Origin of the sequence: Flavobacterium pectinovorum, from assembly GCF_022802975.1 — a bacterium.
GTDB lineage: Bacteria > Bacteroidota > Bacteroidia > Flavobacteriales > Flavobacteriaceae > Flavobacterium > Flavobacterium pectinovorum_B.
This window is the reverse complement of record NZ_JAFEVZ010000004.1, coordinates 136,474-154,972: the sequence shown is the minus strand read 5'-3', so window position 1 is coordinate 154,972 and position 18,499 is coordinate 136,474. Positions and strand designations below refer to the sequence as shown.

At 36.2% G+C, this 18,499-nt stretch carries 8 protein-coding genes; 5 read left to right on the top strand and 3 right to left on the bottom strand.

The genetic code is table 11. The features are described from left to right. Nucleotides 1-42 precede the first annotated feature (42 nt). A complete protein-coding gene (locus tag FLV_RS07575; protein ID WP_243232500.1) occupies nt 43-6,804 on the top strand; it encodes an RHS repeat-associated core domain-containing protein in 6,762 nt (2,253 codons plus the stop codon). Nucleotides 6,805-6,806: 2 nt separating this feature from the next. Further along, nucleotides 6,807-7,364 carry a hypothetical protein gene (locus FLV_RS07570; protein ID WP_243232498.1) on the top strand — a complete coding sequence of 186 codons (558 nt, stop codon included), beginning with the start codon at nt 6,807-6,809 and terminating at the stop codon, nt 7,362-7,364. Nucleotides 7,365-8,721: 1,357 nt separating this feature from the next. Here FLV_RS07570 and purL read toward each other — a convergent pair. From purL to FLV_RS07555, 3 genes are all read right to left on the bottom strand, one after another. Continuing rightward, entirely contained in the window at nt 8,722-12,393 is a 3,672-nt protein-coding gene (gene purL / locus FLV_RS07565; RefSeq protein ID WP_243232495.1) for a phosphoribosylformylglycinamidine synthase, read from the bottom strand. Between the two features lie 101 nt (nt 12,394-12,494). After that, nucleotides 12,495-14,345, bottom strand: coding sequence for an endonuclease (locus tag FLV_RS07560; RefSeq protein ID WP_243232493.1), 1,851 nt, complete (start codon nt 14,343-14,345; stop codon nt 12,495-12,497). A 145-nt stretch (nt 14,346-14,490) separates the two neighbouring features. After that, nucleotides 14,491-16,008 (bottom strand): hypothetical protein, encoded by a 1,518-nt coding sequence (locus tag FLV_RS07555; RefSeq protein ID WP_243232487.1) that lies wholly within the window; start codon nt 16,006-16,008, stop codon nt 14,491-14,493. A gap of 127 nt (nt 16,009-16,135) precedes the next feature. On the opposite strand from FLV_RS07555, the gene FLV_RS07550 reads away from it, so the two are divergent. From FLV_RS07550 to bshB1, 3 genes are all read left to right on the top strand, one after another. Beyond that, nucleotides 16,136-16,567, top strand: a complete 432-nt coding sequence (locus FLV_RS07550; protein WP_243232485.1) for a PaaI family thioesterase — start codon at nt 16,136-16,138, stop codon at nt 16,565-16,567. A gap of 4 nt (nt 16,568-16,571) precedes the next feature. After that, nucleotides 16,572-17,642 (top strand): chorismate-binding protein, encoded by a 1,071-nt coding sequence (locus FLV_RS07545; protein ID WP_243232483.1) that lies wholly within the window; start codon nt 16,572-16,574, stop codon nt 17,640-17,642. A 76-nt stretch (nt 17,643-17,718) separates the two neighbouring features. Beyond that, a complete protein-coding gene (gene bshB1, locus FLV_RS07540; RefSeq protein ID WP_243232481.1) occupies nt 17,719-18,435 on the top strand; it encodes a bacillithiol biosynthesis deacetylase BshB1 in 717 nt (238 codons plus the stop codon). Nucleotides 18,436-18,499 lie beyond the last annotated feature (64 nt).

Genomic DNA, 18,499 nt, shown 5'->3' with positions numbered 1-18,499 from the left:
GTTGAAATTCCAGAAACAGGAAAAAAACAACCTTAAACTTATATGAAACAATTTTACTTTTTTATTTTTATTTTAGTAACTCATTTTACTTTTTCTCAAAATTTTACAGATACGAAAGGAGAACTACAAATAGCAGCATCAGGCACGGCAACCTATACCTTACCTATAGCCATGCCGCCAAGTATCAAAAATGTAGCACCTATCATCAATCTTACTTACAGCAGTGGTGTCAGAGGCGGAATTGCCGGGCAGGGCTGGGGCATCAACAGTATTTCGGCAATCACCCGTATAGCCACACGCCGTGATATTGACGGTTTTGTAGATGGAGTTGATTTTGATAATAACGATAAACTGTCTCTGGATGGCCAGCGATTATTAATAAAAACAGGAACCTACTGGGCGAATGGCTCTACGTATGAAACCGAATATAAAAGCAATACCAAAATAGAATTAAAAGTTGAGGGTACGGTTACTTATTTTATTGTTACGGCACCCGATGGCTCCAGAAGCTGGTATGGTTCAAAAGGAGCAGGAAGTCTGCAAAATTTCGTTTCTGTTAATTCCTGGTATATTGTCCGTTTTGAAGATACTTATGGTAATTTTATTGATTATAACTATAAAACTTTAGCTTATAACAGTACAAACCAGTTGTATATTGACTCCATTGTTTTTAGTGGAAATACCACAGCAGGAATTGCAGCTCAGGATAAAATAACGTTTAACTATGAGAATGCAAAACGTATAGAAAGGGATTATATGAAAGGGGCTGCAGTCTATGCTACTCAAATTTTAAAATTTGTAGATGTATATGCTAATAATGCTATTTTCAGAACTTACAAAATTGAACATACTACTGATGATTCCGGATATGAAAGGGTTCTTAATATTAAGGAAGTCAATGCTCAACAAGAAGAATCAAATCCGGTAGTTTTTAAATATGATACTACACCTACTACAACTACAAGAAAGGTAAAAGAATATACTAATAACTTAAATTTTAGTAAAGCAGATTTAGCAGGTGATTTTGATGGCGATGGTCAATTGGATTTTGTTGCTGATAATAAGGTTTTTACAAAATTGTTTCAGGAGAATACAGGAAATACCCCAATTGATTTACCTGTATGGATTCGTTACAAATTTGCTGCCACTACACTCACTGATAATAAACTAAACCAATTCCAGTCGATTGTTTATATTAATGAAACTTTGACCACAATAGAGTTTAAAACGTATAATTTATCTGGGAATGGAGTCGTCTTGAGCCACAATAAGACAATAGATTTTAATAATACGATGATTATTGATCCAGATTCAGATTCATATTGTAGTAGTATTGCAAATCTTTTAAAATTTAATGATTACTTTGAAGGAGATTTTAATGGAGATGGTGTAAGTGAATTTTTAATAGATAGTAATAGAGACCAAAGAATTATTACTTATCCTTATGTAATATATGATAATAACGGATATCCGATAGACGAATATTGTACTGAGTATTATTCATATGAAGGGAATGATTTTCATTTAATGGATCTTAATCCAAATGCATCTACAGTTTTAGGGCAGAAAGGCTTTGTTAAATTAGAAAATAGTTCTGTTTTATTAGGAGATAAAAAATATATAGCAGATTTTAATTCTGATGGGAAGGCTGATATATTGATAGTTAATTACGATAAAACTTATAAAATAGTTAGTTTTAAACAACTAACAGTAAGCCCATGGGTTGAATTAGAAATAATCGGTTCAGGAATTTTAGATAAGTATTCAGATACAAAACAACCTCTTTTAGGAGATTATAACGGAGATGGTAAAACGGATATAATGTTACCGGACTCTGAGGGTGGATCAGGACAAACTTTATGGCATATTTATTACAGCAATCCAAAACCGACCGGAGGAGAATTTTTTGTAAAAGAATCACACAATATTGTAGAGTATTGGCCTAATACAGGAACTCACTACAATTCACAAACCCACTTTAGTAGTTATTATGCCATTGATATTAACAAAGATGGTAAATCAGATATTGTAAGGGTGTGGAGAAGGTATTATAAACCAGGTTGGACAATTAACGACCATAATACAGAATGGTGGGTAAAGGGATATACCAATAATATAGGGAATATAGCCAGTGCCACTGCATTTCCTATGACTTATGATTCGAAGAATGATAATATTTTACCAATATTTGGCCCATCGGGTTTTTTTTCCGATTCTCCTGATATTCCGATTCCATTAGTTTCGAATTACAGATACAATGGAGCTAATACCGATCTTGTCATTGTTCGGGGGCATCATAATAAAATCGAATATTACCAGTTCAATAAGGATTTTGATTCTGATAATAGATTAAAAACCGTAACAGAGGCCAATGGAAAGATTATCCAGACCATTGAGTACAAGCCTATGATGGCACCTGAGGGTGGCACTATATTAGGTAATGGTAGTACTGATTTTTATTCTTCCGCAGATGTTGTAAACTATCCCAATATTGAGATTGTCAGAAACCCATCAAGTTATTTAGTTTCTAAACTAACTGCTGCCATCAATGGTGTTTCCAAATACCAGGATTTTAGGTACCGTGGCTATGTGTCCAATTTTAATTACGGGACAGTCGGCTTTACCCGAACTACAAGAAGCAGCTGGTATTTATCGGAATCGGATACCAAAATCTGGACAACGCAGCACAATGATGTCAATCTTAGGGGAGCCAATACCATAACGTGGTCAAGTACAAACGGGGCTACGGTTTTTGATGCAGTACCTTCTGATTTATTGAGCACTAAAACAAATGTTTTTAGTGGTTATAGAAGATACGAAGGGGTTGGTAGTTCGTATAGTCAGATTGAAAATGTTATGACCATTACAACACCTGTAACCGTGGGGCAGACCTATAAAGCAGGCACCTCTATAACTGCTTTATCTGGTATAGGGCAGGATATAGCAGTCAATTATCAGGCGCCTGTCATTATTTTAAAACCCGGATTTCATGTCAGTGCTGCAGACAACACCAAATTTCAAGCAACTCCTGCTGCTGCTCAGGGTGGTAGCAATGCCCCGGTTTCCAACAATAGTGTTTTCAATGTTTTATTGACCAAACAGACCACAACAGACCATTTGTCAGGCATAAAAAATGAAACTGTTTTCAGTTACGACGGAGCTTCTGAAAGTGCAAGTTATTATGGCTTGGAAACCAGAACGGTTACCAAAAAGTACAGCGGTTCAACCTTGCAGGGTACTACAACAGTTGATACACAATATGAAAATAATCCATCAGGAACCGGAAGTTCGTATTATATAGGAAGACCTAAAAAAGTAAATACTTCGACCAGTATTCATACAGGAGATACCCGAACGTCTGAAGAAGCGTATACCTACACAGGAACAAACCTGAGCCGTACAGAAAAAAAAGGACATAATAATTATGCCATTGTAGAGGACATGACTTATGATGCCGTGGGAAATCTGCTGACCAAAACGGTCTCTGCACCCAATGCCTTGCCGGCACCTACAGCACGAAAAATAACAGACGAGTACGATGCCACCAAACGTTTTGTGATCAAAAAAACAGATCACCAGAACTTTATAACAACTTTTGTTTACAATACACTGGGGCAGGTAACACAATCAACAAGCCCTTTGGGCGTAGTAAGCGATTATACTTTTGATAATTGGGGAAAACTGACCAAAACCAAAACCACCGGAGCATCTGCGGTACCATTGGAAACCACTATTACCTATGCCAAATTATCCGATGGAGGTTACACCACTACAAGCCAGAATACAGTAGGCGATAATGCCAAAAGCATCACACAATACGATGTATTGGGAAGAGCGGTTATCACCACAACAAAAGGGTTAGCAGTCAATTCGACAATCTCAAAACAAGTAGTTTATGATGGACTGGGAAGAAAGACGAAAGAAAGCGAACCTTATTTTTCATCCCCAAGCCGATGGGTAGCATATGAATACGATTACCTGATGCGTCCGACCAAAATAACACAGCCAACAGGCAGGATCCAGACCTTATCGTATTCAGGGCTGACTACCACAAGCGTTGATGACGGAAAAACCACAACCGCAACAGTGGATGCACTGGGTAATAAAACCCAGACCACAGATCCGGGCGGTACCATCAGTTTTATCTATTATGCCAATGGACAATTAAAAGAATCTAATTATGGCGGGCATAAAGTAAACATCACTATCGATGGCTGGGGCAATAAAACCGCCATGACCGATCCCAATGCAGGTACCTATACCTATAGTTATGATGCCTTTGGACAGTTAACTGCAGAAACCACTCCCAAAGGAAGAACCGATACCACCTATGATGAGTTCGGAAAGGTAACCAAAAGAAAAGTATCAGGAGACGGAGCCGATATCGAGACCGATTATGTCTATAACTCTTTTGCTCAGCTGACAAGTGAGGTCAGCAAAAATAGTCTGGGAGGAAACATAGACAGTTTTGGCTATACCTATGATGAATTCCATAGGCCTGTAACCAACACAGAGACCAATGCCGCTTTTACACAAACCAAAACCATAACTTACGATAGTTATGGAAGACCCGTCAAGGCAACAAACGCTACACAGGATCTCACGTCCGGGTTAAGCGAATCGGTCATCACAAAAAACAGTTACAATGCCTACAACGGGATCATGGACAAGCTGACAGATGCCAATGATACTGTTTTATGGCAGCTTAATACAGCAAATGAAAAAATGCAGCCGCTAACCGAAAACCTGGGTAACGGAGTGGCCATAACAAGCACGTATGATGCTCATGGGTATTACACTTCCCAGAAGCACACTAAAAACAGTATTAATATTATAAACAATACCTATAGCTTCAATGCGATAAAAGCAACCCTGAGCAATCGCCAGAATGTGGCTTTGGGAACCAATGAGACTTTTACCTATGATGCTCTGGACCGACTCACCAACTGGACCAACCCTTTAACAGGTATTGTCGATTCGAATGCGTATGATGACAGAGGAAGGATTACCACTAACAACAAACTCGGTACGGTAACCTACAACGGTAATTTCAATACCGGAATTTACCAGAAGAAGGAAATAGAGCTGACAACAGAGGGAGCGGCCTATTACAACGAGCTGCCTAAACAATTGGTAACCTATAATATGTTTAAAAGCCCGATATCGATCAACGAAAGCGATAAAGGCAGTACAGCATTTTCCTACAATTCACATCTGTCAAGACAGACCATGAAATTTGGTTACCAGATTCCATCTCCCGGGGCAGAGGGTATCTATACCAAAACCAAGAATTATACGGATGACGGTACAGTAGAAATTATAAGAACTCCTACAGAAGTTACCATACGTACCTATGTAGGAGGTGATGCATACGGAGCACCTTTGTATATCGAGAAAACAAAAACGATCGCTACAGGTGCCATTACAGACAAAAAATATTATCTTCACAGGGATTATCTGGGAAGCATTATTGCCATTTCAGATAACGCAGGAATAGCGGTAGAAAGACGACAGTTTGATGCCTGGGGAAATCTAACCAAATTGCAGAAAAACGGTGTTGCGATTACCCTGCCTGCAAACGGTACAGGAGCAGCACTGATGATGCTCGACCGTGATTATACCAGCCACGAACATCTGGCAGAAGTAGGACTGATCCACATGAATGGCCGTTTGTACGACCCTGTTTTACGTTCTTTTTTAATGCCGGACAACTTTATACAGCAGCCGGAGAATACCCAGAATTACAACAGGTATGCATATGTGTTGAATAACCCGTTGATGTATACGGATCCTAGCGGGGAAATTGCTTTTTTAGCTGCAGTAGGAATTGGGGCAGCAATAGCGGCATTTACCTATACAATGACAGCACTATTGGCAGATGTACCTTTTAGTGTAGGCGGTTTGGCAAAAGCAACTTTTATTGGGGCGGCAAGTGCTGCAGTGACATTTGGGATTGGTAGTGCAGCGAATTCTATGTTTACAAATTGGGTTAGTTGTGGCTGGCAGCAAGTAGCAAGAGGTGCTTTTCAGGCAATTGCTCATGGTACTTTTCAAGGGGCTATGACAGGTATTGCAGGTGGTAAGTTTTGGAGTGGCTTTGCGGCTGGGGCATTGAGTAGTGTGGCTAGCAGTCTTTTTAGTTGGGATGGTAATACTTTAGATGATACTACATTAGGATGGGGCAATAGTTTCAGGAGTTCAGGAGCAGGTATGATTGCTTTTGGAACAGTTTCTGGTGGCGCAGGAGCTGCTTTAACTGGTGGAAACTTTTGGCAGGGAGCTGTTACAGGATTGGTGATTTCTGGATTGAATCATTTTGCTCATAAAATACAGGAGAACAAATCTTTTAGAGAACAACTAGAAGCGAAAGGAATAGATCCTGATGGTAAGTTTAGATTTAAAGACAAAAATTTTTGGGATATCATAAATGCTGTAAAAGAATTGAAAACTTTAGCTATTAATGTTGATAGCGAGGTATTGGTAAATTATGAATTTAGAGAAGCAATAGTGTCAAATAATGGAACTCAAGCGTACGGAGAATCAACGATAATGGAAGATAATAGTTGGTTAGTATCACTGTCGAAGTCTGCAATAAAAACTAATTTAGATTTTGTTTATACAATTGGAGAAGAGTTTACGCATATATTGAATATGAAGAATATGACTTATACTAGCTTTCACTCAATGACGGATGCCCAAAGATACCAAGAAGAACTTAATACTAAGATAATGTTTAATAAATTTTATGGAGATCCTAATGCTCAATCAAGTATAAATTATTATCAAAACTTATTAAAAGAATAGCTATGAAACTGAAATTCTTATCAATTGTATTGTTTTTTTTTAGTATGAATTATGCTCAAAGTATTGAGTACAAAATTTTAAATTCAAAGTTAGATGAAAATAAAAAAATAATTTTAGAAATCGTTTTGAGTAATAAAACAAATGTAAATTATGTGATTAATAAAAACTTTACCTTTGAGAACAAGGCTCCAGACTTTTCTTCTGACTCTTATACAAAAATTAATATATTTAAAAATGACTCCGTTGAAACACCAATAGCGGAAGTTAAATTTGAAAAATTAACAGAAGGAAACAAGAACATAAAAAAGTATGATGTTTTTTTTATTAAAAGCAATACAAGTGAAACTATTAGTTTTTGTTTAGACGATTTCTTAACAGAGGGAGAAAAAATAGGACTAAAAATGAAAATGATTTCAAATAGTGATTTAAGTATTAGTTTAAATTTATATCAATCAGGTTTTTTAAACATCAAGAAAAAGAAGATTCTTGCAAAAATGCGTAAAGAAAATTATATGATTTTTAGAGGACAAATAAATACTAATAAAGTTCCTTTGAACTAAAATAAATTTGATTATAAATAAGATAATAATCATGCTCTTCGAAGATTCACCGGCTGGCGTAAGCAGAATTAAGTAAAGGCTAGCGCGATGCCTCAGGCTCGTGCCTACAAAGAAATCGGGCCAAGCTGCAAAAAAATGATGTTTTGAATCCGATTGCTCGGATATGCTCCGCCCCCGCTCCCCGAAGTGTTCTTTTGAAAAGCTGCGCAAATGTCTCTGACTTTGCCTTTACTTTGGATTAGTTTAAAAAAGAGTAAATTTATTCAAAGGAAAGCAGAGGTGAACTATCGACTTTGCGGATTTTTAAAAGTTCTTGAAAGCTGTAAAATATGATAAAAGTCTCCCGACTTTTTCCGTGAATGTCTTGATAATTGTATTTGTTTCAAGGGTTATCGGTGAGTATGCAACTGCCAAAAAAGGTTTGAGTGCTATATAGGAACGGGTACGAAGTCGGGAGACTTCGCATAGCAGGGTGTTACTTTTGGTATGGGAAGAGCTATTGAGGCAGGAGTGCCATACAATACTATGAAATATCTACTGAATGCTTTCAAATCATTTTCAGAAGCATATGTAGTTCCAGTGCTGGAAGATAGTTGGACAAAATTTAATTCTCCTAAAAATCAATTGAAACTTTAGTTATGACCGAAATATTTAAATTAATCCCTTTACTTTTCGTATCAATTTTATTGTTTTTTGGATCAACATTTTTTTTAAAAAAAGATAAAGATTCTAAAAACAGTACATCTATGTCTGAATTTGGTAAATTAATGGCTATAAGAACAAAATATGTCAGAATATTTTCAATAATATTATTTGTAATGATGTTATTAAAGATCATCTATATTTTATTTTCTAATATGTGATTTAGTTTTGAATCTCCTCTGCTACCGCACGAATCCTTTCGTTTGGAGGTATTGACAATGCTGCTATTTAAAACAGAAATTTTTTCCTTGTACTGAAATAAGTATTCGCGAGATTTACCCGCTCCGAAGTCTCATGACTTTGCGATTTTTTAAAAGCTCTTGAAAGCCATAAAATATGATAAAAGTCTCCTGACTTTTTCCGTGAATGTCTTGATAATTGTATTTGTTTCAAGGGTTATCAGTGAGTATGCAACTGCCAAAAAAGGTTTGAGTGGCATATGGTAACGGGTACGAAGTCGGGTGACTTCGCACAGCAGGGGATATCGTAGAAACCAATGGGAAAGTGAGTTTTAAAGATAGAAAAGTATTAAAATTTGATGTAAAAAATACATTGACGAAAGTGGATTGTAAGGAATAAAAAGTTTATTAAAATATAGTAATAAAAAAAACGTCCGAATATTTTCGGACGTTTTTGCGTTTATATAAGTAGTATTTTAGTTTTTCTCAATCCATTTTCTGGCATTCACAAAAGCTTCATGCCAAGGCGAAACCTCGTCATTTCTGTCTTTTGGATAATGCGCCCAGTTCCATTGGAAAGTCGAACGCTCAATATGAGGCATCATTACTAAATGTCTTCCGGTTTTGTCACATAGCATTGCCGTGTTGTAGTCAGAACCATTAGGGTTTGCAGGATAACCTTCGTAAGCATATTTAGAAACAATGTTGTATTGATCTTCTGCATAAGGTAATTTAAATTTACCTTCTCCGTGAGAAACCCAAACTCCCAAAGTACTTCCTGCCAAAGTTGATAACATAACCGAATTGTTTTCCTGAACCGTTACCGATGTAAAGATACTTTCGTGTTTCTGGCTATCATTATGGTGCATTTTTCCGTGAATTTCATGTTCCGGATTAATCAATTCTAATTCCATTAACAACTGACATCCATTACAAATTCCAACAGAAAGTGTGTCTTTTCTGGCAAAGAAATTCTTTAAAGCATTGTTGGCTTTTTCATTGTATTTAAAAGCTCCGGCCCATCCTTTTGCAGAACCTAAAACATCTGAGTTAGAGAATCCTCCAACAGCACCAATAAACTGAATGTCTTCAAGCGTTTCACGTCCAGAAATTAAATCGGTCATGTGAACGTCTTTTACATCAAAACCTGCTAAGTACATAGCATTTGCCATTTCACGCTCAGAATTACTTCCTTTTTCACGGATAATAGCTGCTTTTGGTCTTGGTTTAGAATTGTCGATTACAGGTGCTTTTCCTGTAAAGTGTGCAGGGAAAGTATAATTTAAAACCTGATTTTTATAGTTTTCAAAACGTGCCTGAGCTCTTCCGTTTTTAGATTGTTTTTGATCTAATAAATAAGAAGTTTCGAACCAAATATCTCTATAAGCTTTTATGTCTAAAGTCCAAAGTCCAAGGTCTAAAGTCTCAGTAGTTGTCGCTTTCCCTAATTTGAAAAATTCGATATTATTAGCATTCAATTTAGCTTCAACAGCGGCATCAGATTTAGCCTGGAAAACAATTCCGATGTTTTCAGCGAAAAGGATTTTCAATAGGTCTTTTTCTGCGAAAGCGCTGAAATCAATTTTAGCTCCCAAATTCACATCTGCAAAGCACAATTCTAATAAAGTAGTAATTAAACCACCGCTTCCAATATCGTGACCGGCTAAAATTTGGCTTTCGCCGATTAATTCCTGGATGGTATTAAAAGCATTTTTGAAAAAAGAAGCGTCTTTAATAGTAGAAGTTTCGTTTCCGATGGTGTTTCTAATTTGTGCAAAAGAAGAACCTCCTAATTTGAAATCATCCTGAGACAAATTGATATAATAAATAGAATCTCCGTTTTTCTGTAAAACCGGTTCAACTACTTTTCTAATATCTGTACAGTTTCCTCCAGCCGAAATAATAACCGTTCCAGGTGCGATTACTTCGTCATTTGGATATTTTTGTTTCATCGAAAGTGAATCTTTTCCTGTCGGAATATTGATTCCCAATTCAATTGCAAATTCCGAACAACCTTCAACTGCAGCGTACAAACGAGCGTCTTCACCTTCGTTTTTACAAGCCCACATCCAGTTTGCAGATAATGAAATTCCTTTTAAACCATCTTTAATTGGAGCCCAAACAATGTTTGATAACGATTCTGCAATAGCATTTCTAGATCCTGCAACGGGATCAATTAAAGCAGCAATAGGAGCGTGGCCGATAGAAGTTGCAATTCCTTCTTTACCTAAATAATCCAGAGCCATAACTCCGACATTATTCAAAGGCAATTGTAAAGGTCCTGCATTTTGCTGTTTCGCTACTTTTCCACCTACGCAACGGTCAACTTTATTGGTCAACCAGTCTTTTGAAGCAACAGCTTCTAAACGTAAAACATCTTTTAAATAGGTTTCAAAATCTCCTGCATTGTACCCAACAGCAGCATATTTTCTATCGATAGTTTTGTCTGTCATAACCGTTTTTGGAGAGCTTCCGAAGAAATCTTCTAAAGCATAATCCATCGGTTTTGATCCATTTGATTGAGATTGGAAAGTAAAACGGTGATCTCCCGTTACATCTCCAACCTGATACATTGGTGAACGCTCTCTGTCGGCAATTCTTTGTAAGGTATCGATATCTTTTTGACCAATAACCAATCCCATTCTTTCCTGAGATTCGTTACCGATAATTTCTTTTGCTGAAAGTGTTGGATCTCCAACAGGTAATTTATCCAAATCGATTAAACCTCCAGTTTCTTCCACCAATTCCGAAAGACAGTTTAAGTGCCCACCAGCTCCGTGATCGTGAATAGAAACAATAGGATTATTATCGCTTTCTACCAAACCACGAATGGCATTTGCAGCACGTTTTTGCATTTCAGGATTAGAACGTTGAATCGCATTTAACTCAATTCCTGAACCGAAAGCTCCTGTATCTGCAGATGAAACCGCAGCACCACCCATTCCGATTCTATAATTTTCTCCTCCAAGAATGACGATTTTATCGCCTTCTTGTGGTTTGTGTTTTATTGCCTGATTTAATTTTCCGTAACCAATTCCGCCCGCCTGCATAATTACTTTATCGTAACCAATTTTACGGTCGTTTTCTGAATGTTCGAAAGTTAAAACAGAACCTGTAATAAGCGGTTGTCCAAATTTATTTCCAAAATCTGAAGCTCCGTTTGAAGCTTTGATCAAAATATCCATTGGTGTTTGATACAGCCATTTTCTTTCTTCAACAGCATTTTCCCACGGTCTGTCATCCTGAGCGGAGTCGAAGGACTTTAAACGAGAATATGAAGTCATGTAAACAGCAGTCCCTGCCAATGGTAACGAACCTTGCCCTCCAGCTAAACGGTCACGAATTTCTCCTCCAGATCCTGTTGCAGCTCCGTTAAAAGGCTCAACTGTTGTTGGAAAATTGTGTGTTTCTGCTTTTAAAGATAAAACAGAATCAAATTCTTTTATTTCGTAAAAATCAGGCTTGTCTGCCGATTTTGGTGCAAATTGCTGCACTTTTGGTCCTTTTACAAAAGCAACGTTGTCTTTGTAAGCAGACACAATATCATTAGGATTTTCCTGAGATGTTTTTTTGATTAATTTGAAAAGAGAAGTTTCTTTTTCTTCACCATCGATAACAAAAGTTCCGTTGAAAATTTTGTGACGACAGTGCTCTGAATTCGCTTGAGAGAAAGCAAAAATTTCAGAGTCAGTTAACTTTCTTCCTAATTTAGTTGCAAGATTATTCAAGTAATCTACTTCTTCTTCGCTTAAAGCTAAACCTTCAACTTTATTGTAAGTAGCAATATCTTCAATCTCCAGAATTGGTTCCGGCTGAATGTTGATAGTGAAAATTTCCTGATCTAATTCGTTGAATTTCTGAAAAAGCATCGGGTCAAAATCAGTGAAATCTTCCGTTGCCGGATGAAATTCTTCAATTCTGATAATGCCCGGAACACCCATATTTTGAGTGATTTCTACAGCATTTGTACTCCAGGGTGTAATCATAGTGGCACGTGGACCAACAAAAAATCCTGTCAATGCAGATTTTTCGATCTTGTTTGCGTCGGCAAAAAGCCAGTTTAATTTTGAAATGTCTTGAGCTGAAATTTCGTTTTGCGTTTGTACGGCAAAAACAGTTTTGCTTTGGTTTTCAAAGAAATGGATCATTTGTGTAGTTTGTTGTATTGAGGTGCAAATTTAGTCAATTCAACTCAAAAAAAAAAGCGACAATTTTGCCGCTTTTTAATTCTGTATCGTTGTAATTTTTATTAATTGATTATTATTTTTTTAGTCAGTGTTTTTGAATCTTTAGTTATTTTAATAAGATAGGTGCCTTTTGAAAAACTTTGAACTTCAACTGTTTTAGTGTTAGTGTTTTGTCTTTCAAAAACTTTTTGCCCTAATAAAGAATAAATAGCTATTGAAAAAGACTCATCGCTATCATCTTTAAAATTAATTGTGAATTGGTGTGTTACCGGATTTGGATAAATTGAAAATTCAGCTGTATTAAACTCTTCATTTGACAATGTCACGGCATGACTTCCAAGTCCTGAACAAGTATCTTTAGCATAAACATCCCATTCTCCACTTTTGTTAAAAGTAGTATTTGGTCCCGTTACATTCGGTTTTCTTCTTAATGTTTCATCTATCGCAAAATTAGGAGCTCCTCCATCAAAAGTTCCGATAATGTCAATCAAAACATTATTTTTAAACAATCCTATTGGATCATTTCCATTATACTGAATATCAGTACTGTTGCTCGATAAATTAGCACTAGCTGGATTATAACAGGTTGTCGCTGCTAAACTATAAGCAATTACATAAGAAGCACCATCATTAATTGTTCCGGTTAGAGCTAATCCCGGTCCCCATGCTCCGGCACCATTTGATTGTTTTTTAATTGAATAGCCTGATAAATTTATTGCTGAGCCAGTAAAATTTGATATTTCTAATATTTTGTTGTTTCCGCTGCCTTCTACATATTCTGAAAAGAAAATTTCTGAACCTATAGTTCCTCCTCCTGTTGAGGCTGCTGTAACTCCGTTTACAGTTGAACTTGGAACTGATATGTTATTAGAAGCGTCTCTGGCAACTACATAAAAATTATAAGATGTAGAAGGGGTAAGTCCTGTAATTGTAGTACTAAGTCCGGTGTCATTTTGTTTAAAAACCGAATTAACATATACAGCATATCCAGTAACAGCTACGTTATCTGTCGCAGCCGACCATGTTAAATTAACAGAGTTAGAGGTACTTGAAACTACTGTTAAATTTGAAGGAGCTGTTGGAACAGTTGTATCATCTGCTTCAGTAGTCCAGACAGCAGCAACATATTCGGGATGATCAATATAAGGATTACGATTGTTCTGGCGTGCATAAATGGCATTATTACGTGCTATTTCGCGTGCACTTACCGGATCCTGATTGTGCCACGCAATAAGCTGACTTAAAAAAGCAGAAGTAAAAACCTTGTTCGAAGTTCCGTTAAACATTGGGTATGAATAACCCGAGACAGTGTTCTCGTAACGTGTTGCAAAATAAAAATACATTCGGGCAATATCACCTTTAAACTCATCTATTGGTTCAAAAACGAGTCCTGAATAACCCGCAGTTGTACTTACTCCTAATCTACTTTCATTAAGACTCTTTTCTGATGCCTGAACTACGACTGAATGGGGGTAATTAGATCTCATTCCGTTTACTTTTCCGTCAGTCGGAGTTATAAAATGAGCATCAGAAACCATTGGTGCTTTTTCATCAAATACAGATTGCGGAATAATATGTTCTCTGTTATAGCAATCTCCTTCATTTGAATATCCAGCTGATCCGCATCTTTGTGTGGCACCTGCGCTGTAATTATAAGGATCATTTCCGTTAGGATTTTCAGAATACATATCTAGTATTGATCCGTCATTTTCATAAAAATTATCAATGTCAGATGTTTGATAAGTAATGTATAAACCGGCATAGCCGTTATCAGTGTGATCTTTAATAATATTGTACAGTTGGGTTTTTAGGGTATACCCTGTTCCTGTAGCTGTGGAATAATAATTGGCTGGTGCCTGAGCAGAGCAAAAAATAGTATAAAGTGTAAAAAATAGAATGTAAAATTTTTTCATAAACAGATGTAGTTTGATGGATACAATTAAAATAAATAGTAATAATTCGGTCCAAAATTAGTTGATCAAATCTACGACAATGTTATGAAATCATTAATAAAAGCATTTTTTGTTATATATTTTCTTTTAAAACCCTTGGCTAAATTTACGGCTGCTTTGGAAAATCCTTATTCTGATAGGCACCTAAATCAGGTGGAGAAGTTCTGGCACTTCCAATAATATCCAACGGAATTATATACGCCTGATTCCCTTTCGCGAAAGCGGCAGAAGTATTATCTATGTTAAGCTTATTCAGGTTTAGATTAAAAAACTTTGGGTTTTCGTTCAAAATAATAGCGTTATAATGAGCGGTATCTGTGCCGAATTGATAGTCAGGGTTTGATGTGCTGCCGAATTTCAGTAAACAGTTATTTAACTGAAAAACAAAAGTTGTAGTAGCATTTTTGTCTAAATTGAATTCGTTAGTATTTGAACCGTAAATGATACAATTATTAAAAGTAGCCTGAGTCAGCGGATTAGCTTCAGGAGTTGCTCCGTCAAGTTTGTTACTCAAATTAACAGCAAATTGTAGCCCGCCGGACCAGGTGTTGTTAAATGTACAGTGGGTAAATTTATAATCGCCTCCATAAACGCATGATAAAGCTGCTAAACCTGCATAATTAATAACGATGTTCTCTCCATTGATTTTAGCATTTTGAGCCAGAATTCCGTAATTGGAACAATCGTAAATCTGTGTGTTTTTAATCTGAAAAGTGCTGGCATCCTGATTTCGTATATCCAGACCAATTTTTGCATTTTTTAAAGTGAGGTGATTTATGAAATGATTCGTACTTCCATCAGCAAAAATAATTGAATTCCATTGTCCCGGAACATCAGAATATTCAGGTTCTAAACGATCTCCTTCAAAAATCACTTCATTCTCTAAGTTTTTGGTAGTTGAAACATTTCCATTAATCTGAAGTGAAGCTTTGTTACTTACAAATAGCCCTGAGTTATCGTGAAAATGTACTCTCGATCCGGCTTCAAAAGTCACCGTTTTGTTTTCGGGAACTCCTGCGTATCCGTAAATTACATACGGTTTATCATTTGTAAAAAGTAATTCATTTCCGTTTGTATCATCATTCTCATCGAGAAAAAAACCGTCTGCGTCTTTACCGTCAATCTGAATTTTTTCTTTGCTTCCGTCAGGATTTTGCTTTGGATATAAAAATACAGCGTCCTGAATCAGGGTTACCAAAGCGACCTTTTGGAGATTAGAGCCGCTGTCAAACTGAATTTCATCGGTATATAAAAAATCAACGGGATTAGCATCTGTAATATCTGCGGTTGTTTCAATGAAAATATACAAGCTGTCTTTGGCTAAAAGTGTAATATTGTTAAAAATCTTGCCGTTATTACCGTTCATTCCGTCAACGGTCATTCGGTATTTGGAGTTTAAACCGTTTTTTAGCTGAATGATTGGAATATTAATATCGTCTTTACCACGGTTGTAAACCTTTAAGTTATAAGTGCTCGATCCGATATTTTTAAAAACGGTATCTAAATAAACAGTGTCTTTTGAAAATTTTAAATCTCCGGAGCTGGCAACCGTATCAAAATCAGTCCGGCATGAACTGGCAATTAAAAGTATTCCGAAAATAAAGAGCACAAAATAATGACGCATTTGAATTGTTTTTCTGTAAAAATAACAAAAATCTTATAGGTTGAAAGCGGATTTTTAATTTTAGAATTGCTTTTTCTGATTTGTATCTTTTCTTTTCTTTAATTTTACGATTTTAAAGCTAATTTTAATGAATTATACAAAAGAGCAAATTTTAGCGTATTGCAATGAGTTTTCGAAAAACACCTTAATGGAAACGCTAAAAATAGAATATATAGATGCCGGAGAAGATTTTTTAACAGCCAAAATGCCTGTAAATTCTTCTGTTTATCAGCCAATGGGATTGTTACATGGAGGTGCTTCGGTTGCTTTGGCAGAAAGTGTAGGCAGTGCTGCATCGCATTTTTTTATCAATACAAAAGAACAGGAAGTACGCGGTATCGAAATTTCGGCAAACCATTTAAAAAGCATCCGTGAAGGAGTTGTTTTCGGAACAGCCCGTATAATTCATAAAGGGAGAAGCCTGCATCTTTGGGAAATTAAAATTACCGATGAATCCGGAAATTTGATTTCGCTTTGCAAATTGACGAATATGGTTTTAGAAAAAAAGAAAACTCAATAATAATATGAATGACTTTTTTTCTACTGTAAGAAAGCATCAAGCTCAAAACTTACCTTTCGTTATTTATTCAAAGCCTAATTCTAGTACTGTTTTTGCATTTTTGCAACAAAATGACAAGCTTTATAAAGTCTCAGATTATAGTCAAAAAGGTTTTGTTTTTGCTTCATTTGACGAAAAACAATTGATTTTAATTCCTGAAAAACAATCAAAAATTATAAGTGCGCAGCAAGTAGAGTTAAAATATAGTACTATTGAAAATGAAAATGAAGATGCTGATTTTGATTTGGAAGCTAAAAAGCAATATGAAGATTTAGTTTCAAAAGGAATAGAAGCAATTGAGAATGACGAATTCAAAAAAGTAGTTTTGTCCAGAAGCGAAATAGTTGATGTAGTCAATTTTGATTTCATTCTCGCTTTTCAAAGATTAATTGATTTGTATCCGGCTACTTTTTCTTACTGTTTTTTTCATCCAAAAATTGGACTTTGGATGGGAGCAACGCCGGAGCAGCTGCTGAAAGCAAACGGAAATGTTTTTGAAACAACTGCATTGGCAGGAACACAAAAAGCAAATTCTGAAACTGAAATTGTCTGGCAACAAAAAGAAAAAGACGAACAGCAATACGTGACCGATTTTATAGTAAAACGACTTCGGGAATTTGCAGCCTCGGTTGTGGTTTCAGAACCTTACAGTCTCAAAGCCGGATCAATCTGGCATATTAAAACAGATATTTCAGGAGTTTTGAATGAAAACTCTACTTTGAAAGAAGTAATTGATACGCTTCATCCAACGCCAGCGGTTTGTGGTTTGCCAAAGAAAAAAGCAAAAGCATTTATTTTAGAAAATGAAAATTACGACAGAACTTTTTATACCGGTTTTTTAGGAGAACTTAACAGCAGTTTTGCTAATAATAGTACAAGCTCTGATTTATTTGTAAATTTACGAAGTATGCAAATTGAGGGAAATAAAGCCATTCTTTATATGGGATGCGGTATTACCAAAGAAAGTATTCCTGAAAAAGAGTGGGAGGAAAGCGTCAATAAATCGATGACGATGAAAAGGGTTTTAAAAAAATAGTTTCAAGTTTAAAGTTTCAGGTTTCACGTTTTGTGAATAACTTGAAACGTGAAACCTGAAACAAAACAAACAAAAAATGAAATTAGATATATTAGCCTTTGGGGCGCATCCGGACGATGTAGAATTGGGTTGTGCGGGAACTATTTTAAAAGAAGTTTCCCTTGGGAAGAAAGTAGGTGTCATCGATTTGACCCGTGGGGAATTAGGTACGCGTGGAACAGCCGAAACGAGGGATCAGGAAGCAAAAGATGCTGCAAAGATTTTAGGGGTTGTAGTACGTGAAAATTTAGCGATGCGTGATGCTTTTTTTGTAAATGATGAAAAACATCAGCTGGAGGTTATAAAAATGATTCGAAAATATAAGCCCGAGATTGTTTTATGCAATGCTATTGATGACCGGCATATTGATCACGGAAAAGGAAGTAAATTAGTCTCAGATGCTTGTTTTTTGTCGGGATTGATGAAAATTGAAACTTCAGTAGATGGAGAAAAACAAGAAGCCTGGAGACCCAAAGTAGTGTACCATTATATTCAGTGGAAAAATATCGAACCTGATTTTGTAGTAGACATTACCGGTTTTGAGGAAAAGAAAGTAGAAGCAATTTTGGCGTATAAAACGCAGTTTTATGACCCGGATTCAAAAGAACCTGCAACACCTATTACAAGCAAAAATTTTTTGGAAAGCTTAAATTACAGAGCGCAGGACTTAGGAAGGCTGGTTGGTAAAGATTTTGCCGAAGGTTTTACGGTTGAAAGATGTTTGGCTGTCAATAGCTTAGAAGATTTGATATAAAAAAGGTGCATTTTTTTTAATTTTTTCTTTGTAGAAGTAAACCTTTGTTATATATTTGCACTCG